A 19587-nucleotide genomic window follows, 5' to 3' on the forward strand; every position below is an offset into this window, starting at 1 on the left:
CCATCTGTCATCAATGCAAGACGAAAGCGCCGGAAGGTAGGTCGGACAATCTTGTCCGACCTACGTGAGCTTCGAAGTCACGAACAGTGGCCACGCGTTTTGACACACAATTATTGCCGTATGGTCGCGTCTTGAGCCAGCGTCACATATTGAAGCGCGTCCTGCCTGTCCGCTACGTCTAACAACGTCCCCTCTTCAAGCACCGTTCTTAGAATTGGCTGAAGCGACCAGTTTCCTCGAGCGCCAAACTGCCGCGCCGCAGCGCCTGCAAGTCTTGGGTCAAGCCAGATAGCAGTGTTCACCGCCTTCGAAATGGATCTTTCCAATGCTATGTCTTGTGACCCGCTGTGCAACGCGACAGCTTCGATAAGCACCTCGCGGGACAGCAGTGAAAGCTGTCGGTCGGTCAAATAATTTGCGGCAATACTGGCCACCGCATCAGGACCGGCAAGTTCGATCAAAGCTGTCGCATAGGCCCCGAGAAAACGGTTTTCGGAACTGACACTACTTTGAATGCCCCTTTCCAACCTTGCGCTCAGACGGGCATCATCACTCAGCCCCAACAACAAGAGCCGTATCGCTCTGTATTGTGCTTCATTCGGGTCGTTTATCCGGACCAGCAATCGCTGCGGGTCAATGGAAACCTCAAGGGCCCGCAGAATGCTATAGTCAGCCTGATCCAGTTCACGCAGCGCCAGTTTGTGAATTTGATCATCCGGATGCCCGACAAGTCCGGCGAAAAACCTGAACCGACCGAGGTCATCCCCGATTTTCCACGCAGGCAATCGCTCCATGATTACGGTCAACACCGAAGCCATCGGCGTGTCGACAAAAGCAAGGCGTTGCCAGGGCCCATAGGCCCCATCCCGAGCAAACAGAACTGCTGCATTAGCGTCTATTGCCAGCCGGCGACGGGTCCCGCTGTCGACCAGATATGGAATTTCAGACACCCCAATGGGGCCTTCAAGCGCTTCAATGGCCTCAAATCGGAACGGATTGTCAGGGGCGGATCGGGCCAGCACGATTTCATCACTGCCCAAAAGCTGATCAACCAAAGTCGGCAGTGGCGCATAATTGTGAAATCCGCAAGGGATGGCGGATGTGGGAACCATCAGGCCTGCAGCAAGCAAAAACGAAAGGAATTTCCTGAACATAGGAGATTTATGCGCCACAGGGTGGAATTGTTGAACTCTAAAATTGCAAACCGGCCAAAACGACCGAAAGCCGCCGATCATCGCGGCATGCTCTGTCCCCGACCCGGCCAAAGATTGATGTCTATTTGTAGATATCCACCGAAACAGCCTGAACAAAATAAGTTGTTTCAATGTCGGCTTGCCCGTCCACAAGGCTAAGCTCATTTGTTTGATTTTCAGCGCGCATCTCGCCGCTGATCCAGACTGGTTTGTACAGCTCATCGACATCAAAGCCTTGATCATAGCGAACAAACACCATTTGGTTGGGCGGCGGCGGTGGTGTGTGGATGCAGGCGCCCACTGTCGGCACCAGCAGAAACTCGACAGCTTTTTGATCGATCATTTCCAATGGCAACAAATACCCCGGCAATCGCACGGTTTTACCTAGCAGCTCTGGGTTTGGCTCAGTCGCCTCTAATTTGCGCTGGTTCATGACAATGTCACGCTGTTTGAACAACTGATCGGGGTCCAGCCCCTGGGAGACAAGACTTTCGCGGATTTCCAGTGCCATGGCGCGTGTTTCATCGTTCTCTTCAACGGTCTTCAGGACCTCAATGCGATACAATTCCACCAGATCAAGCAACTGGCTATACTCCAACTCCGCAAATGGATCATGGTACGGGCGCTCTTCGGGCAACAGATCCACCCAAGTGATTTCAAGCGGTTCGATGGCCCAGCCTGGGTGTGCCACCGAAAATGCGAGGATTGCGGCAAGCACCGTGCTCAATGTCTTCATCATTCCTGAACCTCACCTCAAAGCCGCATTGAAAGCCCATCGGCCAACGTCATCCGATACACTCTAAACGCGGGCACAGCACCCGCAATAAGACCAGAGCAGAAAATCATCGCGATGAGAAGGGCCTCACGAAGAGTTGGTAGTCCCAAGCCAATCCGAAGCCCAAATTTCGCTGCTAGAATGGGATCGACCGCAACCGTAACAACGCTCAGAACAATGTACCCAAGAAGTATTCCCGCCAACAACAACATCACCGCTTCGGAAATAATCAGCACAAAGATATTGCCGGGTGTGGCCCCTACGGATCGCAGGATGGCGAATTCACGGCGCCGTGCGTCAAGTGCTGCCGATAACATTACCACCATGCCAATAACGCCCGCCAGCGCCACCGCACCTGACATCAACCTGAGGGCCGTTTCCGCCGTGCCGGTTATGGACCACAGCTGAAGCAGGGCAACATTAGGCAGAACCGCCGTCAAAGCATCTTCGCGGTAATTCGCAAGCTTGCGCTGAACAGAAAGCACTGACGGTTTGCTTTTAAGACCCGCATAAATGGCATTGATTGTGTCGGGCGCGTGGCCGTGGTGGCCATGCCCGGCGTGGCGATCCGGTTCCGCTCGTTCTTCGCGATCACCTGAAGTTTCAGCGCGCGAAAACGGGTCCGTGACCTTTTGCGCGGCGTTCTCATGCAATGCGTCAAAACCTTCCAAAGGCACGAAAACCATACGATCTACAGCCGTTCCTGTAGGCGCCAGAACACCTCGGACTATGAATGGGGACTCGTCATGAACATAAAAGGAAACCTGACCCGCCCCATGGGCATTCACGATTTCGGTTCCCGGTTCATACCCAAAAGCCTGCGCAACATCCGCGCCCACCACGGCATCCTCAGGGCTGCCAGAAACGCTGCCTTTCTCAAAGCTCAGGGTTTGGCCGCCGCTGTGGCGAAAACGTTCGAAATAAGCGGCAGACGTGCCGATGACCGGATATCCACGATGCGTGTCACCCATCATAAGCGGAACGGTCCACTCAATTTCCGGCATGTCCTCCAGCATCTCGAGGCTTTCCCACCTGATGCCAGTCCCCGTAGAGCCAACGCCGAAAACTGTGGCCATCAGGATTTGCACGTCATTTCCACGTGCGGCTACGATCAAGTCCACCCCGGACACTGAATTGGCAAACCCTGCGCGTGCCTCGGTCCGCAAGCGTTCCACGCCCAATATCAATGCCACACTCAGGGCGATGCTGAGGATCGTCAAACCCGCGACAAACCGTCGGTTCAAAAGGCTTTTTTTACAGAGGTTGAGCATCAGGCGGCCCCTCGGTTCAAATTACCCAACTCTTCGGTTCGGTCGAATTGCTTTTCCAGCGACCGATCATGGCTGACAAAAAGCAAACTTGATCCGGCTCCCTCACACTCCCTCAACAATAAATCGACAAATGCGTCCTTTGCATCTTCATCAAGCGCCGATGTGGGTTCATCCGCCAAAATGATTTCGGGCGCCCCAATCAAAGCACGCGCAGCCGCCACTCTTTGTTGCTGGCCGATACTCAGGGCGCTGGCTGGACCTTTGAGCATGCGCGGATCCATCAAGCCAAGATCGCCCAACAATCGCGCCGCCGTATCAACCGGGTCCCCGCCTGTGTTTTCCCGGCGCCGCTCCGAAAACCGGCAAGGCAACACAACATTGTCAATCACACTGAGCCAGGGCAGCAGATTGAATACCTGAAAAATGATCCCAAGGTGGTCGACCCGGAAACGATCACGCGCGCTGCCCGACAGCCCACCGACATCAACACCGGCGACCTGAACCGAGGATTTAGGAACATCTATGACTCCGGCAATCGCCGACAACAGCGTGGACTTTCCGCAGCCACTTGGCCCACGCAACATGACTTTCTCTCCAGCGCGCAGATCGAATTTCTCGATGTCGAGAACAGGTTTGGCAACGCCGGGCCAAGAAAATCGCAAATATCTAAGAGCAATAAGTGACATATAGAATTTCTGAATTAGGAAACGATCAAAAACAACGAAGTATAATACTGACCTGTGTATGGGATTCGTCAATGCACGTTCGACAGCGTTTCAAACTGGAACCGGCAACGTTCCCAATACCGACACACCAGACGGCATGATACTGGATATGGCCTTCCGCCCCAATCACAACGGACCGGGTCGACGTTCTTCGCTCAACAAGACATTAGCCTCGACATTCCCAACCCCCGGCAATGTCATAACCCTGCGGCGCAGCACGCGTTCAAAATCCGGGATATCCCGCGCAACAACCCGCAGCCGGTAATCATACATGCCCAACACATGCTCTACCGTTTGCACCTCAGGAATAGCCGTCACCGCCCGCTCAAAATCCTCCAGCGAAACCTGCCCCTTGGTCGCCAGCTTGACCCCCAGAAACACGGTCACGCCAAATCCCAGCTTGTCCGCATCAAGGTCCAGCCGTCGCCCGGCAATGGCCCCGCTTTCCTGTAGCCGCTTGATTCGCCGCCACGTTGCTGGTTGGCTCAACCCGAACTGTCGCCCCAATGCACCGGAATTCTGCGTAGCGTCCCGGGCAAGGGCTTTAAGCAGCCCACGGTCAACATCATCCAGGTCAATCATACCGGCAGGCTTTCATCTGACTTGATGCGGGCGACATGCATCAACGCTTCAATGTCGGCAATGTGGGGCAAGGTCAGAATACGGGTGCGATAGACCTCTTGGTAATGCGCCATGTCACGCGCAATAACCGACAGCCGTACGTCGACCTGCCCCAAAAATGTTTGTATCTCGATCACTTCCGGAATGTCGCGGGCCGCAACGATGAAGTCGTCAAACGCCCGCGATTGTGTCTTGTCCAGCGTTGTTCTCAGGCTGACCTCAACCGCATACCCCAGCGCCTGCCAGTTGATCACCGCGCATTGTCCACGCAACACACCATTTTCGTGCAGCTTTTCAAGTCGCCGTGTCAGGCGCGACGTGGTCATCGTTAACCGATCCGCCAAATCGGGAATCGATTGTTCAGGATCCGCCTGCATGTGGCGAAGAATGCGTCGGTCGAGGTCATCAAGCATGAATCTATCACTATTATAAATTCACACGAATAAAAAGTTCGACTTTTCGAAAATAATACCCTCTCGCAACCTCGCCTTTGGCATTGCACACGATATGATCTGCCGGCAGAGACATCACATATAGGGAGCGCCGGACATGCGCGTTTATTACGATCGCGATTGCGACATTAACCTGATCAAAGACAAAAAAGTCGCCATTCTGGGCTATGGTTCGCAAGGACACGCGCACGCGCTGAACCTGCGCGACAGCGGCGCAAAGAACCTTGTTGTCGCACTGCGCGAAGGCTCCCCCTCGGCTAAGAAAGCCGAAGGCGAAGGTCTGGCCGTTATGGGCATCGCCGAAGCCGCAGCATGGTGCGACGTCATCATGTTCACCATGCCCGACGAACTGCAGGCTGAAACCTACAAGAAATACGTACACGACAACATCAAGCCGGGTGCCGCCATCGCGTTTGCCCACGGCCTGAACGTGCACTTTGGCCTGATCGAGCCCAAAGAAGGCGTTGACGTGATCATGATGGCGCCCAAAGGCCCCGGCCACACCGTACGCGGCGAATATGTCAAAGGCGGCGGCGTGCCTTGCCTTGTAGCTGTCGACAATGACTCAACTGGCAAAGCGCTGGAAATCGGTCTGTCCTATTGCTCTGCCATCGGTGGCGGTCGCTCGGGCATCATCGAAACCAACTTCCGCGAAGAATGCGAAACTGACCTGTTCGGCGAACAGGCTGTTCTGTGTGGCGGTCTGGTAGAACTGATCCGCTGTGGCTTTGAAACGCTGGTTGAAGCCGGTTACGCGCCTGAGATGGCCTATTTCGAATGCCTGCACGAAGTGAAGCTGATCGTTGACCTTATCTATGAAGGCGGCATCGCCAACATGGACTACTCGATCTCGAACACTGCCGAGTATGGCCAGTATGTCACCGGCCCGCGCATTCTGAACTACGACGAAACCAAAGCCCGCATGAAGGACGTTCTGACAGACATCCAGCAGGGTAAATTCGTTCGTGACTTTATGCTGGAAAATGCTGTTGGTCAGCCAACCATCAAAGCGTCGCGTCGTGCCAATGACGAGCACATGATCGAAGCAACCGGCGCAAAACTGCGTGGCATGATGCCATGGATCTCGGCTGGCAAAATGGTCGACAAAGAAAAGAACTGATCCCGGCACTGCCAACGATCACAAGATAGAGGGGGCGTCCCAAACGGGGCGCCCTTTTTGCGTTTACTGCGTAAAGGCACCACAAAAACAGGTGCCCAGCACATGATCCCAACCCGTGCTGTAATGCTGCGACATCTCCTCGGCCTTCTCTGCCATCACGTCCCAGCCACTGTGAGTCAGCGTAACCTGTGTGCCTGCGCCATTTGCCTCAAACTGCAGCGCCAGCCGCGTGGCCATATCTGCACCCTGCCCCGGATGCCATGTCATCTCAAACCCGGCAGGTGGCTCCCAACGTTGAATGACACCCCATTCGGTGCGCGACCCGTCTGACAGGATTTCATAGATCGCCCCGCCCTGTCGCGGTTCCAGCACAACGTTCTGCGGTACTTCGCCCTTGCCTGCAGACACCGAATGCCGGTCGCCCGGCCACCACTCTGACAGGTTTGCAGTAAAAACTTCAAACGCCCGCGTCGGGTCTGCCGCCACGGTTACGGTTTTCACAATGGGTTTCGTCATTTCAAATTCTCCTGATCTATTTTGTCTGCAAATGCGGTCAGCACATCACCCCAAAGCGACTCCAGATACCTCCGCAAAACCTCGACCCCTTCCTGGCGGGCGGCATAGATGTTGCGCGTGCCTTTCCGGGTCGACTGCACCAGCCCGGCGTCGGACAGATGTCTGAGATGTTGAGAGACGGCAGGGCGGCTGACAGGCAGCGTTCTGGCCAGATCCCCCACCGAGCGAGGCCCGCGCGTCAGCGTTTCAAACAGCTTGCGCCGGGTTGGATCAGCCAGCGCGACAAAGATCGCGCCACATGCATCTGATTCTATACCATTTAAGTTAGCCATGACTTACCGTAAGTATGTACTTACCTAAAATCAACCCATCGCCACTCACATCTTCTGTGCACTTGTGCAGATTGCGATCACAACCCACCCGACACATCTGCAATGCATGACACAGACAACCATTCACACCAGACAGGGGTTGCCACCAGAGATGCAACTTCTGCTTCGGGACTATCCGCGCGACGCATGGCCGGATCACCCGGATTTCGCCGAGTCCATCCGCAACTGGATGGGGGCTCATCACATGTTTCGCCAGTTGGCTGGCATCACGCAAAAGGACACGGAAAAGATGATGGATCGCACCATTGATCCGGCGCATTACGCCGATCGGCTGGCGCATTTCGGCACTCTTTTGGTGCGCAATCTGCACGGCCATCACGGGTGGGAGGATCATTCCTTTTTCCCTGAACTGAACGCAGCCGACCCGCGGTTCGAACGTGGTCTGGACATGTTAGAAGGTGACCATGTTGAGCTGGATGATGTTCTTGACCGCTTTACCCGACAAGGAAACCGCATCGTGCAACTGCATCAGCTCGACCCGGACCAAATCCCCGAGCAAGCAAAGCTCTTGCATGGTTTGACAAAAGAGATAGGACTGTTTCTAACCCGTCACCTGCGTGACGAAGAAGATCTGGTTGTTCCTATTCTGCTTCATCATCAATTGCGCGGCTAAGCATAGCGGCCCCTCTGAACGAGGGGCCGTATTTCAGAAAGCCTGCCCCATGCGCGACACCATCGAAATCAAAGCATCAGACTGGATCATGGTCGTCGTTCTCGGGTTGGTCTGGGGCGGTACGTTCATGGTGCAAAAACTCGCGCTCGCACATTTGCCGCCTTTGTGGGTCGCGGCCGGGCGCATCAGCTTTGCCGCTGTCGTAACCGTCGCTCTCTGGCAATTACAAGGGGGCCGTATGTTTACCGAAACCCAGACAGACTGGCGCAGGCTGTTCTTTGTTTCGATCTTCAGCGCGGCAGTGCCGTTTATGTTGCTCGCCTGGGCCCAGCAATTTGTCACGACGGGTTTCGTTGGCGTCTCTATGGCAGCCGTCGCGCTGATTGTTCTGCCGCTGGCCCATTTTCTGGTGCCCGGAGAGTGTATGACACTGCGTCGCGCCGCGGGCTTTGTGATTGGTTTTCTGGGGGTGCTGGTCCTGATCGGGCCGGGTGCGTTTATCAGTTCCGGCAACACCCTGGCAAGCATCGGACGTCTTGCCTGTCTTGGTGCGGCAACCTGTTATGCGGTGTCATCCATCATGATGCGCCGTTTGCCGCCCATTGACCCGGTTGGGCTGTCGGCGGCAACGCTGGTCTTTGGCATGTGCTTCGTGATCCCAATGGCCCTGATAAAACACGGCCTGCCGCCTGTGCCGCCTCTGAACGGACTTTTGCTGGTTGCCCTTCTGGGTCTTATTCCCACGGCAGGCGCAAATCTGTTGCGGGTGGTTCTCATCCGCAGCGCAGGCCCCGTGTTCATGAACCTGACAAATTATCAGGTGCCACTCTGGTCGGTGACACTAGGCGTCATTTTTCTGGGCGAACCGCTGCAATCGTCGCTGCTATGGGCCACCCTGCTTATTCTGGCCGGGCTGGGGCTGAGCCAGTATGGCGACTTGAAACGTCTGTTCAGCGGGCGCTGATCAGACTTTCACAGCGTCGCTCACCGCCTGCACAACTCCGTCCACTGCACGTTCAAGAACCGCTGCGTCTTCGCATTCCGCCATGACACGGATCAAAGGCTCGGTTCCCGATTTGCGGATCAGTAAACGCCCGGATCCGGCAAGATCCGCTTCAGCAGCCGCAATCGCCGCCTGAACCGAGGCAATGTCCAATGGTGTCTGCCCGTCCTGATAACGCACATTCTTAAGCATTTGCGGCACTGTTTCGAATACGTTCGCAAGCTCCGAGGCCTTGCGTCCGGTTTCGACCATAGCCGCCAGAAACTGCAAACCGGCCATCAACCCGTCACCGGTGGTGGCAAAATCCGTCATCACAATGTGCCCGGACTGCTCTCCACCCAGATTGAACCCGCCCTTGCGCATTGCCTCGACCACATAGCGATCCCCGACGGCTGTCCGTTCAAGGCGCAGGCCACGCCCCTCCAGAAACCGTTCCAGCCCCAGATTGGACATCACGGTTGCCACCAATGCGCCACCATTCAGACGGCCCACATCAGCCCAGCGAGAGGCCAGCAGACCCATGATCTGATCGCCATCCGCAACTTTGCCGGTTTCGTCGATGATCATGACACGGTCGGCATCGCCATCCAGACAAATGCCCACATCGGCCCCATGCGCAACCACCGTTTCGCTGGCCACCCGTGGCTTGGTCGAGCCGCAATCCTTGTTTATGTTCAACCCGTCTGGTGTCACCCCAACGGGGATCACCTCGGCACCAAGTTCCCACAACGCTTCGGGCGCTGCGCGATACGCCGCGCCATTGGCGCAGTCCACGACCACTTTGATACCACTCAGCGGCAACGCACGCGGCAAAGAGCTTTTGACGCGTTCAATATATCGGAATCGACCATCATCGATCCGTCTGGCGCGCCCGATATTGGCCGCCTGTGCAGGTTCCACTCCGGCCTGAATCAAACGTTCGATTTCTATTTCAGCCTCGTCCGACAGCTTAAATCCGTCTGGGCCAAAAAACTTGATGCCATTGTCCTCTGCCGGGTTGTGACTGGCCGAGATCATCACACCCAGATCGGCGCGCATGGACGTTGTCAGCAGTCCAACAGCCGGTGTTGGCACAGGGCCCAAAAGGAACACGTTCATGCCGGTTGCCGTCAAACCCGCCGTCAAAGCATTTTCGAACATATAGCCCGACAACCGCGTGTCTTTACCGATCACAACCCGGTGCTGATTGGTGCCATCATTGCGAAAATACCGCCCAACCGCCGACCCGATCCGCAACGCCATTTCGGCCGTCATCGGATGTTGATTGGCCTTGCCCCGCACTCCGTCGGTTCCAAAAAGCTCACGCGCCATGATATTCACCTGTTGTTACTGCCTGCCACAATTGCAATGCCTGCCGGGTTTCGGCCACGTCATGCACACGCACAATCTGCACACCCTGTGCAATCCCTTCAAGCGCAACCGCTACCGAGCCTGCCGCCCTGTCTGCCGCGGCGACACCACATCCGATCTTGCCGATAAAACCTTTGCGAGACGCCCCGAGAAGCACCGGGCACCCCAGCGAATGAAACAGGCTTATCCGAGACAACAGCGCCAGATTATGCGGGATCGCCTTGCCAAACCCAATGCCGGGATCGACCAGAATTTGGTCTTTCGAAATCCCCAGAGAGGACAACATGCATACCTGCGCCGCCAGAAAGTCATAGACGTCTAACAGGACATCGTCATAACGCGGATCAAGCTGCATCGTCTCAGGATCACCCTGCGCATGCATCACACAAATCGGCACGTTTCTTTTGGCGCAAAGCGGGGCCAGCTTTGGATCAAAGGTAAAGCCCGAGATGTCATTGACCAAAAACGCGCCTTCGTCCAGCGCGGTGCTGGCGACGACGGATTTGCGCGTGTCGATGCTGATCGGAACGTTCAGGACGTTAGAGATAGCGGCAATGACCGGCGCTGTACGCGCAATCTCTGCCTCGGCGGGCACCTCGATTGATCCGGGGCGCGTGGATTCTCCACCCACGTCAATCACGCTCGCGCCGTCATCAACCATAGACCGCGCATGCGCCAGCCCACGTGCCGGCCCGACATGTTCACCGCCGTCCGAGAAGCTGTCCGGCGTGACATTCAAAATGCCCATAATCTGGGGGCGGTCCATGCGCACACGTCCCAGTTTGGGCCGGGCGCGGGTCATTCTTTCCAGAACATCCTGTGGAACGTCAGAGGCCGCAATGATCTGCGCAGGCCCATCTCGTGTCAAACGTTCGGCATGGGTAAACCAACACCAGCCACCGGCCAGCGTGTTCGCCTCTTTCGGGCGGGCAGCATCCGTCTGGGGGATCGCTCGATAGTATTCGGTCATCATTGTTGAATGCTCAATTGCTGGTCGAAACGCAAGCGTTCAGAGGTCAGGTTGATCTGCGCCCATAACCCTGAGGGGCAACAGGCCGGGTTCCGGCGGGTTTGCGCCGATAATCCAAAACCGGCGCGCCTGCATTTCTTGTGCGAACCAATGCGCCAGCGTCACCGAGTCACGCGATTGCGCCGAAGGTCCATCGACAGCGTCCAGAACAATCTTTGACGGCGCCCACACACATGTCTGGCCATTTTTCATGGCCCAGTCCAACTCGGTCCGGGTGTTCACCACTACACAACGGTCATCTTTGGACGCCAGAACCCATGCGTTCTGCTCTATCGCCAACAAATCAATACGACGCTGTGTCATGGCGTGTCCGGTCTTTGGCGGCGCAACATCCGCGGCACCGACACAAAAGATCACCGGAATACCGCCGTCTTGCAGCTGGTCGATCCACCCTTTGAGATGCGGTGATGTTATCGCGTCATTGGACAGGTACACCACGCGCGGATGCGGCGCCTCTTCTTCTGCGGTCTCATCTACGGCGGCAACTTCGCTCGTGCGACTGCGCACAATTTCAACACCCAACGCGCCCGGTCCGCGATCCAGCTTTTCGATGCGCACAAACACACGCATGGCCTGAGGTTCGTGCAAAATCCGCTCTGCAACCCGCGCGGCCAGCGTCTCAAGCAAGTTCAGGCGTTCTGCGGCAAGCTCGAATGCAATCGCCTCGGTCACACGGTCATAGGACAGAATGCGATCAACATCATCGTCCACCGGATCCGCAAGCACACGCACTTCGACCACAACATTAAAACAAATGCGCTGGGTGCTGCCACGTTCAGTTTGAAAGGCGCCGATATCAACGTCAACGATGTGATCCCGCAGCGAAATCCGGTCCAGCGGATCACCCTCGGATGTCGCCTCGGAACGCTCCGAAGGATGGGCAAAGGCAAGGCGAATTTCATTTGTCATCACGCCGCTCCTATGCGTTGTCAGGCAGGTGCCAGATTATGCGGTCCGAACGCATCTAGCAGAGCGTATCGCGGCAAACCAGTGGCGAAACACGTCACAATGCACAGTCAATTGGTCTTGGCAGACGGCCTAGTTTTGCGACAGGCGTGTTGGCATGCGATAAAAGTGATGCACGCCAATGGTCGCCGTCTTTGTGAACTTACGCGACCAGGACGGGCTGACGGCCTTGGTGTGATAATGCGTGGCACCGTTGGTCAGCGCCTTGGGTGCACCGTCAATCAACAGTCTGGCGACTTTGCCCACACGCTCATACGCGCCTTTTTCGTGAATACGGTTTGTGACGCCGTCACAATTGTACGTAAATTGGCACCCGTATTTGCGTCCGCTGGCTGTGCCCTGCTTGATCACACCACAGATACTGTCGGGGAAATGGCCATGATCGGCGCGGTTCATGATCACTTCGGCAACCGCAAACTGACCGCGTACGCTTTCACCACGTGCCTCGAAATAAAGCGCCTCTGAAAGGCACTGCCATTGCGCGTCACGTTTCTTGCCATCGACCTTTGGCATCGTGTCGATCCAAGCGCGGCTATATGAAATCTCAGTCAATTTTTCGGCTTTTGGCGCAAAAAATTCGCGCAGCTTTTTACCATCAAACAGAACCACACGTTGCTGCTTTTTGGCAGCATTGGGTGTCCCGGACGGGGCTTCGGCCAGCGCCATTGTGCCAGCCAGTGTCAATGTTAATACAGCGCCAATAAGCTTACGCATCACGACCTCGATTCGGTTTTGATCCGGACCCTCCCTGTCCGAAACTCGCGACGTCTTACCTGAATTGCACAAAATCGTCCACCCATGCACAAAAACGGGCGGTTTGCATATTGTCTGAATGTCAAGCACATCCAGCAAAAACTGGTTAAATTACGCTATTTTATCCTGAATCGCCAATTGCGCTGCGGCCAAACGCGCCACTGGAACTCGGAACGGAGAACAGGACACATAGTTCATTCCGAGCTCCCGACAGTAGGCTATCGATTCGGGGCTACCGCCATGCTCACCACAGACCGACAGGATCAGTTCAGGGCGCGCTTTACGACCCCGTTCGGCGCCCAGTTTCAGCAGTTCCCCAACGCCTTCACGGTCCATGATGTGGAACGGGTCTTCCGGGAATACGCCCTGCTGCACATAAGGCGACATGAACCGCCCGGCATCGTCGCGCGACAAACCATAGGTCATCTGCGTAAGATCATTGGTCCCAAAGCTGAAAAAGTCGCAATGTGGCGCGATGTCTTCTGCGCGCAACGCTGCGCGCGGTGTTTCCACCATCACACCAAGACGATAATCGAAATTCTGCCCACTTTCAGTGCGCACCGCAGCCGCAATCCCATCGATCCGGGTTTTGACCAGCTCGACTTCACGCTTGGCCGATACCAGCGGGATCATGATCTCTGGCAAAACCGGCGTACCATCTGCTCTTGCCAGCAACATAGCCTCAAAAATCGCGCGCGCCTGCATCTCGTAGATTTCCGGCACTGTGATGCCCAATCGCACCCCGCGCATGCCAAGCATTGGATTATATTCGCCCAACGCCTCGACCCGCCGGGTCACATCCGACAACGGCAGGTTCAACGCTTCGGCCAAATCGCGCAATCCCGAACGGTCCGTTGGCAAAAACTCGTGTAAGGGCGGATCGAACAGACGCACACACACAGGCATGCCCTGCATGATCCGAAACAGCTCGGCAATGCTGCTTTTTTGCAATGGCAACAATTGCGCCAATGCCGCGCTGCGGTCTTCGGGCGTATCTGCAAGGATCATTTCGCGAATGGCAATCAACCGATCCGCTTCAAAGAACATATGCTCTGTGCGGCACAATCCGATGCCTTGCGCATTGAAATTCAGCGCAGTGCGTGCGTCATCCGGCGTGTCTGCATTGGCCCGCACATCAATATCACGCACCGCATCCGCCCACGTCATCAGGGACTGAAAGGCATCGTCCAGCGCCGCCTCGACCATCGGTGCTTCGCCCGCCAAAATCTGTCCGTTTGATCCGTCTACGGTGATCACGTCCCCCTCGCGGAACACCCGCCCATCCATACCAATCAGCCGCTTTTTGCGTGTCTGAAACCGCATGCTTGAGGCTCCGACCACACATGGCAGGCCCAGGCCACGGGCAATCACTGCCGCGTGGCTGGTGATGCCGCCACGTTCCGTCAGTGCCGCGCTGGCTGCGTGCATGCCGCGAATATCCTCGGGGTTGGTTTCGCGCCGGACCAGAACACATGCCTCGCCTCTCGCGGCACTGGCCTGCGCTTCGGCAGCGGAAAAGACAATCTTGCCAGTCGCAGCGCCGGGGCTTGCTGCGACGCCATTGCCAACACCGTCACGTTCAGCGTTCGGATCAATCTGACGGTGCAAAAGTTCGTTCAGCGCCCGCGGTTCGATCCGCATTACAGCTTCTTCGCGCGGAATCACGCCGTCTTTGGCCAATGATACCGCAATACGCACGGCCGCCCGCGCCGTGCGCTGCACGCGCACGCCGTCCAGAATATGAACCACACCGTTATCAACCGCGAATTCACACTGCATCTCTTCGCGCAGCCGCGCCCGCATCACAGCGGCATGTTCCTTTAGGTGCTCGAACGCGGTCGGCGCCTGTTCTTCCAGAGACGGTCCGCGATCATCACGCTCCAAAAACAGCGCAGCTGCGCCAGTTTGCAGCGCATCCCGCCCCTGACTCTGGCTCAGATACCGCCCCGTCACTTGCGGCAAGCCGGTTTCACTGCTGACCAGCTGCAGAACACCCGAACCGCATTCGCCCTGCCCGACACCCAACACCATGGACTGCACCACAAGACCCAGACCCGCATCCGCCGGCGCGCCCTTGGCCGTGCGCAACAGACGCGCCGTCGTGCCTTCCCAGGCGCGCGCCATAGAACGTAAAACGCCAATCAGCTGATCGCCACGCGCCTGTGGAAAAGGTTCTTCCGCCTCATCCTCATAGGCATCCAACACCTGCACCACGGCGTCAGGCGCATTCAGATCCAGATCGTCAAAAATATCCGGGTCCAGACGGGCAACATGGATCGAATAGGACTGGATAAACTTCACATAAAGCCGCGCCGCAGCGCGCGCGCCAATGCGCTCGCTCAACGTTTCCAACCGCGCCCCGTTCATACCGATGTTCAAAACTGCGCCCGGACCGCCCCAATCGGGGTCCTCTGACGATGGCCGCACACACAACAGCTGATCGTCCGCAAACGGGGCCAGTATCGGCGCCATATCCGGCACACGCCCGGCGGCTATGCGGTGCACCTGGTCAAAACTCAGCGCGATTGTTTCAGGAACTGGAAGATCAAGCCGCACAAGCCGCTGCAAACATTTTGCGCGCCCGCCATGTGTATTGGCCGCGACCGGCGCGTCGGCCGTGATCAGAGTGATATCAGGATCATTTTGCTGCACTGCGGCACCTTCCTTTGAAAAGGCAGCATACGCACCCGCCGCAGCGTGGCAAGCGAAAGCTGCCCAATCACCCTGCGGCGGAAAATTACCCCTCGACGCGCGTCATATCGGCAGCGCTCAGACAAATTGCGCGTACACGCGACAACAGGTTCAACCGATTGCGGCGCACGACCTCATTGTCACTGTTGACCTGAACCGCCTCAAAGAACGCATCTATCGGTGCGCGCAGGGAGGCCATGGTCCCCATGGCTGACGCGAAATCTTCGGCCTCGATGGCCGAAGAGATCGCTCCCTCGGCCTGGTCCAGCGCGCCAAACAGGGCCTTTTCGCTGTTATCCTCGGCAAATTTCACATCCGCCCCAAAGGAATACTCGACCCCGTCTTTTTCCTCAGCCTGACTGAGAATATTGTTGGCCCGTTTAAAGCCCTGCAACAGGTTTTCACCATCATCCATGCTCATGAAATCCTGCAACGCCCTGGCGCGCTTTACCAACAATGTCAGATCATCATTGCCCGGCATGGCGATACAGGCGTCAATCACATCGTGACGCACGCCCTGATCGCGCAGATACACTTTGAGACGGTCGTGGAAAAACGACAACAGATCGCTGGACGTATCTGGCAAACGGGTCTTCAACTCTTCGATACGTTCCGGCAAATCACCGTCAAACACATCCAGAACCGTGCGCACTGCTGCGCCAAATACACCATGATCCGCCACTTCTGACATCATGTCCTGCATCAACACGCCCGACACTTCGTCATCCCCGTTTTGCGCAATCTCATGGCGCAACAGCTGTGCATCGAAATGGCGATCCAGCGGCATCCGCAGATCATTTTCCAAAATCAACCGGATCACACCCAGCGCCGCGCGGCGCAGCGCAAACGGGTCTTTGGACCCGGTCGGCTTCTCGTCAATCGCCCAGAACCCGGTCAGAATGTCCAGCTTGTCGGCCAGCGCCACCGCAACAGAAACCGGAGCTGAGGGCACATCGTCTGACGGGCCAAGCGGCGAATAATGCTCTTCTGCTGCGGCCGCAACCGCATCGCTCAACCCGGCTTTGGCGGCGTAATACCGCCCCATCAGACCCTGCAATTCCGGGAACTCATAAACCATCTCGGAACTCAGATCGGCCTTGGCAAACTTGGCCGCCGCTTCGACGTCTGCGGCGTCTGCACCGGTCACACCCGCCAGCTCAGCGGCCAGCGCGCTCATCCGCGCAATGCGCTCACCCTGACTGCCCAGTTTGTTGTGGAACGTCACATTGTTCAGACTGTCCAGCCACGCCTGCGCGCCGGTGCCAGCCACGCGAATATCATTCTCCCAAAAGAACTTGGCATCCGACAACCGTGCGAACAGCACCTTTTGATTACCCGCCAGAATGGTCGCGCCATTGTCGGCGGTCTCGCGATTGGCCACCGTGACAAACTTTTCTATGCGACCCGTTTTGGGGTTTTTCACAGAAAAGAACTTCTGATGCTCCTTCATCGAGGTTTGCAACACCTCGGGCGGCAGACCCAAAAAGTCTTCGGCAATGTCGCCCATCAACACAACCGGCCATTCGACCAGCCCGGCAACCTCGGCCAAAAGACCTTTGTCCTCGACAATTTCCAGCCCCTGGGCAAACGCCATGTTTGTCGCGTCGTTCCAGATGTGTTCGGCGCGTTCCTGAGCGTTCAGAATAACGTGGTCACGCTTTAGCTTGGTTTCGTAATCTTCAAACCCGGTCACGGCAAACCGCCCGCTGCCCATGAAACGGTGCCCTTGGGTGGTATCGCCTGCAACGATGCCGTCAATGTCCAGCGGCACAATCTCAGACCCGCTTTCATCGCTCAGCAGGCACAGGATTGAATGCAACGGGCGCACCCAACGCAGGCTGCCTGCGCCCCAACGCATGGATTTGGGCCATGGGAAGGTGCGCACAACATCTTCCAGAACCTCGGCCACGATCTCTGCCGCCGGGCGTCCCGGCTTGGTGATCTGCGCAAAATAAACAGCACCCTTGGGCGTCTCGCGCTCTTCCAGATCGTCCCTTGCCACCCCGGCACCGCGCAGAAACCCTTCAATCGCCTTGTCCGGCGCGCCCACTTTGGGACCTTTGCGTTCTTCGCGCACGGTTGGGCTTTGCGCCAACACCCCTTCCAGCGCCAGTGTCAGACGACGTGGCATGCTCAGCGCCTCGGCATGCGCATAGGTCAACCCGGCATCGACCAGACCGCCAGTGACGCGTTTTTTCAGATCATCAGCGGCCCGCGCCTGCATGCGGGCGGGGATTTCCTCGGAAAAAAGTTCGATCAGCAGATCAGGCATGACAGGTCCTTAGAAGTTCACAATTGTCTGTATGACAATCGCGTTGGCGATATCCACGAAAAAAGCCGACACAAGCGGCAAAACGACAAAGGCGATGGGGGACGGGCCATAGCGTTTGGTGACGGCGGTCATATTGGCAATCGCTGTGGGCGTCGCGCCCAGCGAAAATCCGGCAAACCCCGCCGCCAGAACAGCGGCGCGATATCCGCGCCCCAGAATGGGAAACAAAACATAGATCACAAACACCACGGTCGCGAACGTCTGCACGCTGATCGTGGCCAGTATGGCAACACCCAATCCGGCCAGTGACCCGAAATCCAGCGTCATCAGCGAAATCGCCAGAAATGCGCCCAGCGCGAAATCCGACAATACCGCCAGCGTTGGTGTGCGCGAAATCGGCTTGGCGCGCGGCAACAGCAACATCTGCGCATTCCCCAGCGCGATGCCCACAATCAGACACGGCACAAACAGCGGCAACCGCAGCCCCGCCTCATCCAATACCGAATGCAGGAAATACCCGCCCAGTATCGCCAGATTCAGCGCCAGAAACGTGCGCATCAGGCTGACATGCGTGATCGAAGCGTCCTGATCTTCATCGGCAAACGGCAAACCCACAGTATTGGTCTCGTCCGGGCGCGCCGGTTGCAGGTCATACCGACCCACCAGATATTTCGCGATCGGACCCCCAACAAGGGCGGCCAAAACCAACCCCAGTGTCGCCACCGCAACACCCAGCTCGACCGAGTTGTCCAAACCGGTTGTTGCCGCCACATCCGGCGCCCACGCAATCGCGGTGCCATGCCCGCCAATCAGCGACGCAGACCCAAACAGCACGCCAGATTGTATCGGGAAATCAAACAACACAGCACCGGCCACACCAATCACGTTCTGCAACACAATGGTGGCCATGGTCAGGACCAACAGCAACGCCAGCGGTTTGCCGCCCGCCACCAGATCCCCCAACCGTGCATTCAACCCAATACCGGCAAAGAACAGCACCAGGAAAAAGTCCCGCGCGCCCATCTCAAAGCTTAGCGTATTGCCCGACACCGCCGCATAGACACCAAACACCACTGCGGCAATCAATCCGCCGGTCACTGGCTCGGGGATGTTAAACTCGCGCAGAAACGCAACTTTGCGGGTCAGGCGTGCGCCCAGCAGAAACACCGCAAACCCAAGCGTCGCGGTTATAAAATCCGGTATGACAATCTCATGTCCCATGCGCAGAGCTACTCTTCCGGTCTGGGCGGACAGCCCTCAGGCAACGGTTTGCCATCAAACACAACCTCACCGCATGTGTTGATCTGGTGCCATACGAACCCCCGCCCATCCGGCAGGATCGCAACCACCCGGTCGATGCCATAGAGCACGTTTGCCGCCCCCAGAAAGGCCAGCCCTTCGCCCTCTTCCAGCGCATAGCCGACTTCTTTGGCGTCAAAGCAATCAAACCACTTCGGGGCCACCAACGGCTCGGGGTTTTCATAGGGTTCATAGGTTTCGGTCAACAGGCCCGAGCTCATCGGCGTTGTGAAACAGGCCCGATACCGGATTGGCGAGCTGTCGGAATCAATCGCCTCAAAGTTCTCATACAGGATCGGTTCCGGCATGGCGCTGGCCATCACTGTCAGTTGAACATCATCCGTCCCGGACGCTGGCACAGCGTCATAATAGGCGTAAACCTGAAGCCAATACATGGCAATTCCAGCAACCAAAGCTGTCAAAACGATGAACCCCGCAAGCAATTTTCCGATCATGCCGCTCTCCTGACATGTGTGAAAGTGTTGGCCTTGCACCGCCCGGCATTGCCACCCATAGTCGCGCTTAAAGAGAGATCAATGAGGTTC

At 56.8% G+C, this 19587-nt stretch carries 19 protein-coding genes; 3 read left to right on the forward strand and 16 right to left on the reverse strand.

Annotation, left to right across the window (positions count from 1 at the left end; genetic code table 11):
* Positions 1 to 110: 110 nt before the first annotated feature.
* The 6 genes from ABJI08_RS00685 to ABJI08_RS00710 all read right to left on the reverse strand — a co-directional run bounded on the left by ABJI08_RS00685 (position 111) and on the right by ABJI08_RS00710 (position 4998).
* On the reverse strand, positions 111 to 1112 hold the full coding sequence (locus tag ABJI08_RS00685) for a hypothetical protein (RefSeq protein WP_348399900.1): 1002 nt from the start codon (positions 1110 to 1112) through the stop codon (positions 111 to 113).
* A 163-nt stretch (positions 1113 to 1275) separates the two neighbouring features.
* Positions 1276 to 1932: a DUF3299 domain-containing protein gene (locus ABJI08_RS00690; protein WP_348399901.1), complete on the reverse strand. Its 657-nt coding sequence runs from the start codon at positions 1930 to 1932 to the stop codon at positions 1276 to 1278.
* Positions 1933 to 1946: 14 nt separating this feature from the next.
* Positions 1947 to 3239 carry an ABC transporter permease gene (locus ABJI08_RS00695; protein ID WP_348399902.1) on the reverse strand — a complete coding sequence of 431 codons (1293 nt, stop codon included), beginning with the start codon at positions 3237 to 3239 and terminating at the stop codon, positions 1947 to 1949.
* Entirely contained in the window at positions 3239 to 3925 is a 687-nt protein-coding gene (locus tag ABJI08_RS00700; RefSeq protein WP_348399903.1) for an ATP-binding cassette domain-containing protein, read from the reverse strand. Before ABJI08_RS00700 ends, ABJI08_RS00695 begins: the two co-directional genes overlap by 1 nt.
* A 165-nt stretch (positions 3926 to 4090) precedes the next feature.
* Positions 4091 to 4546: an Lrp/AsnC family transcriptional regulator gene (locus tag ABJI08_RS00705; RefSeq protein WP_348399904.1), complete on the reverse strand. Its 456-nt coding sequence runs from the start codon at positions 4544 to 4546 to the stop codon at positions 4091 to 4093.
* Positions 4543 to 4998: an Lrp/AsnC family transcriptional regulator gene (locus ABJI08_RS00710; protein WP_348399905.1), complete on the reverse strand. Its 456-nt coding sequence runs from the start codon at positions 4996 to 4998 to the stop codon at positions 4543 to 4545. The genes ABJI08_RS00705 and ABJI08_RS00710 overlap by 4 nt, the downstream gene beginning before the upstream one ends.
* A gap of 136 nt (positions 4999 to 5134) precedes the next feature.
* Between ABJI08_RS00710 and ilvC the strand changes: the two genes are divergently transcribed.
* Positions 5135 to 6157, forward strand: a complete 1023-nt coding sequence (ilvC, locus tag ABJI08_RS00715; protein ID WP_348399906.1) for a ketol-acid reductoisomerase — start codon at positions 5135 to 5137, stop codon at positions 6155 to 6157.
* A gap of 63 nt (positions 6158 to 6220) precedes the next feature.
* On the opposite strand, the gene ABJI08_RS00720 is transcribed toward ilvC, so the two are convergent.
* Together ABJI08_RS00720 and ABJI08_RS00725 are read right to left on the reverse strand one after the other, a co-directional pair.
* Complete coding sequence (locus tag ABJI08_RS00720) at positions 6221 to 6673, reverse strand: SRPBCC domain-containing protein (RefSeq protein ID WP_348399907.1); 453 nt, start codon at positions 6671 to 6673, stop codon at positions 6221 to 6223.
* Positions 6670 to 7005: a metalloregulator ArsR/SmtB family transcription factor gene (locus tag ABJI08_RS00725; protein WP_348399908.1), complete on the reverse strand. Its 336-nt coding sequence runs from the start codon at positions 7003 to 7005 to the stop codon at positions 6670 to 6672. Before ABJI08_RS00725 ends, ABJI08_RS00720 begins: the two co-directional genes overlap by 4 nt.
* A gap of 106 nt (positions 7006 to 7111) precedes the next feature.
* Here ABJI08_RS00725 and ABJI08_RS00730 point away from each other — a divergent pair, with 106 nt between their 5' ends.
* Complete coding sequence (locus ABJI08_RS00730; protein ID WP_348399909.1) at positions 7112 to 7678, forward strand: hemerythrin domain-containing protein; 567 nt, start codon at positions 7112 to 7114, stop codon at positions 7676 to 7678.
* A 49-nt stretch (positions 7679 to 7727) separates the two neighbouring features.
* Positions 7728 to 8642, forward strand: coding sequence for a DMT family transporter (locus ABJI08_RS00735; RefSeq protein WP_348399910.1), 915 nt, complete (start codon positions 7728 to 7730; stop codon positions 8640 to 8642).
* On the opposite strand, the gene glmM is transcribed toward ABJI08_RS00735, so the two are convergent.
* The 8 genes from glmM to ABJI08_RS00775 form a co-directional block, all read right to left on the reverse strand.
* On the reverse strand, positions 8643 to 9992 hold the full coding sequence (gene glmM, locus ABJI08_RS00740; RefSeq protein ID WP_348399911.1) for a phosphoglucosamine mutase: 1350 nt from the start codon (positions 9990 to 9992) through the stop codon (positions 8643 to 8645).
* Positions 9982 to 11001 carry a dihydropteroate synthase gene (folP, locus tag ABJI08_RS00745; protein ID WP_348399912.1) on the reverse strand — a complete coding sequence of 340 codons (1020 nt, stop codon included), beginning with the start codon at positions 10999 to 11001 and terminating at the stop codon, positions 9982 to 9984. Before folP ends, glmM begins: the two co-directional genes overlap by 11 nt.
* 39 nt (positions 11002 to 11040) lie before the next feature.
* The gene (locus ABJI08_RS00750; protein ID WP_348399913.1) at positions 11041 to 11970 is read right to left on the reverse strand and encodes a dihydroneopterin aldolase; all 930 of its coding nucleotides are present in this window, start codon (positions 11968 to 11970) and stop codon (positions 11041 to 11043) included.
* Between the two features lie 129 nt (positions 11971 to 12099).
* Entirely contained in the window at positions 12100 to 12741 is a 642-nt protein-coding gene (locus tag ABJI08_RS00755; RefSeq protein WP_348399914.1) for a cell wall hydrolase, read from the reverse strand.
* Positions 12742 to 12891: 150 nt separating this feature from the next.
* On the reverse strand, positions 12892 to 15432 hold the full coding sequence (locus tag ABJI08_RS00760) for a putative PEP-binding protein (RefSeq protein ID WP_348399915.1): 2541 nt from the start codon (positions 15430 to 15432) through the stop codon (positions 12892 to 12894).
* Positions 15433 to 15517: 85 nt separating this feature from the next.
* Entirely contained in the window at positions 15518 to 17743 is a 2226-nt protein-coding gene (gene glyS / locus ABJI08_RS00765) for a glycine--tRNA ligase subunit beta (protein ID WP_348399916.1), read from the reverse strand.
* 9 nt (positions 17744 to 17752) lie between these two features.
* Positions 17753 to 18964 (reverse strand): sodium/glutamate symporter, encoded by a 1212-nt coding sequence (gene gltS / locus ABJI08_RS00770; protein WP_348399917.1) that lies wholly within the window; start codon positions 18962 to 18964, stop codon positions 17753 to 17755.
* An 8-nt stretch (positions 18965 to 18972) separates the two neighbouring features.
* On the reverse strand, positions 18973 to 19497 hold the full coding sequence (locus ABJI08_RS00775) for a DUF6446 family protein (RefSeq protein ID WP_348399918.1): 525 nt from the start codon (positions 19495 to 19497) through the stop codon (positions 18973 to 18975).
* Positions 19498 to 19587: the final 90 nt, after the last annotated feature.

Origin of the sequence: Shimia sp. (assembly GCF_039969785.1) — a bacterium.
Taxonomy (GTDB): Bacteria; Pseudomonadota; Alphaproteobacteria; order Rhodobacterales; family Rhodobacteraceae; genus Shimia.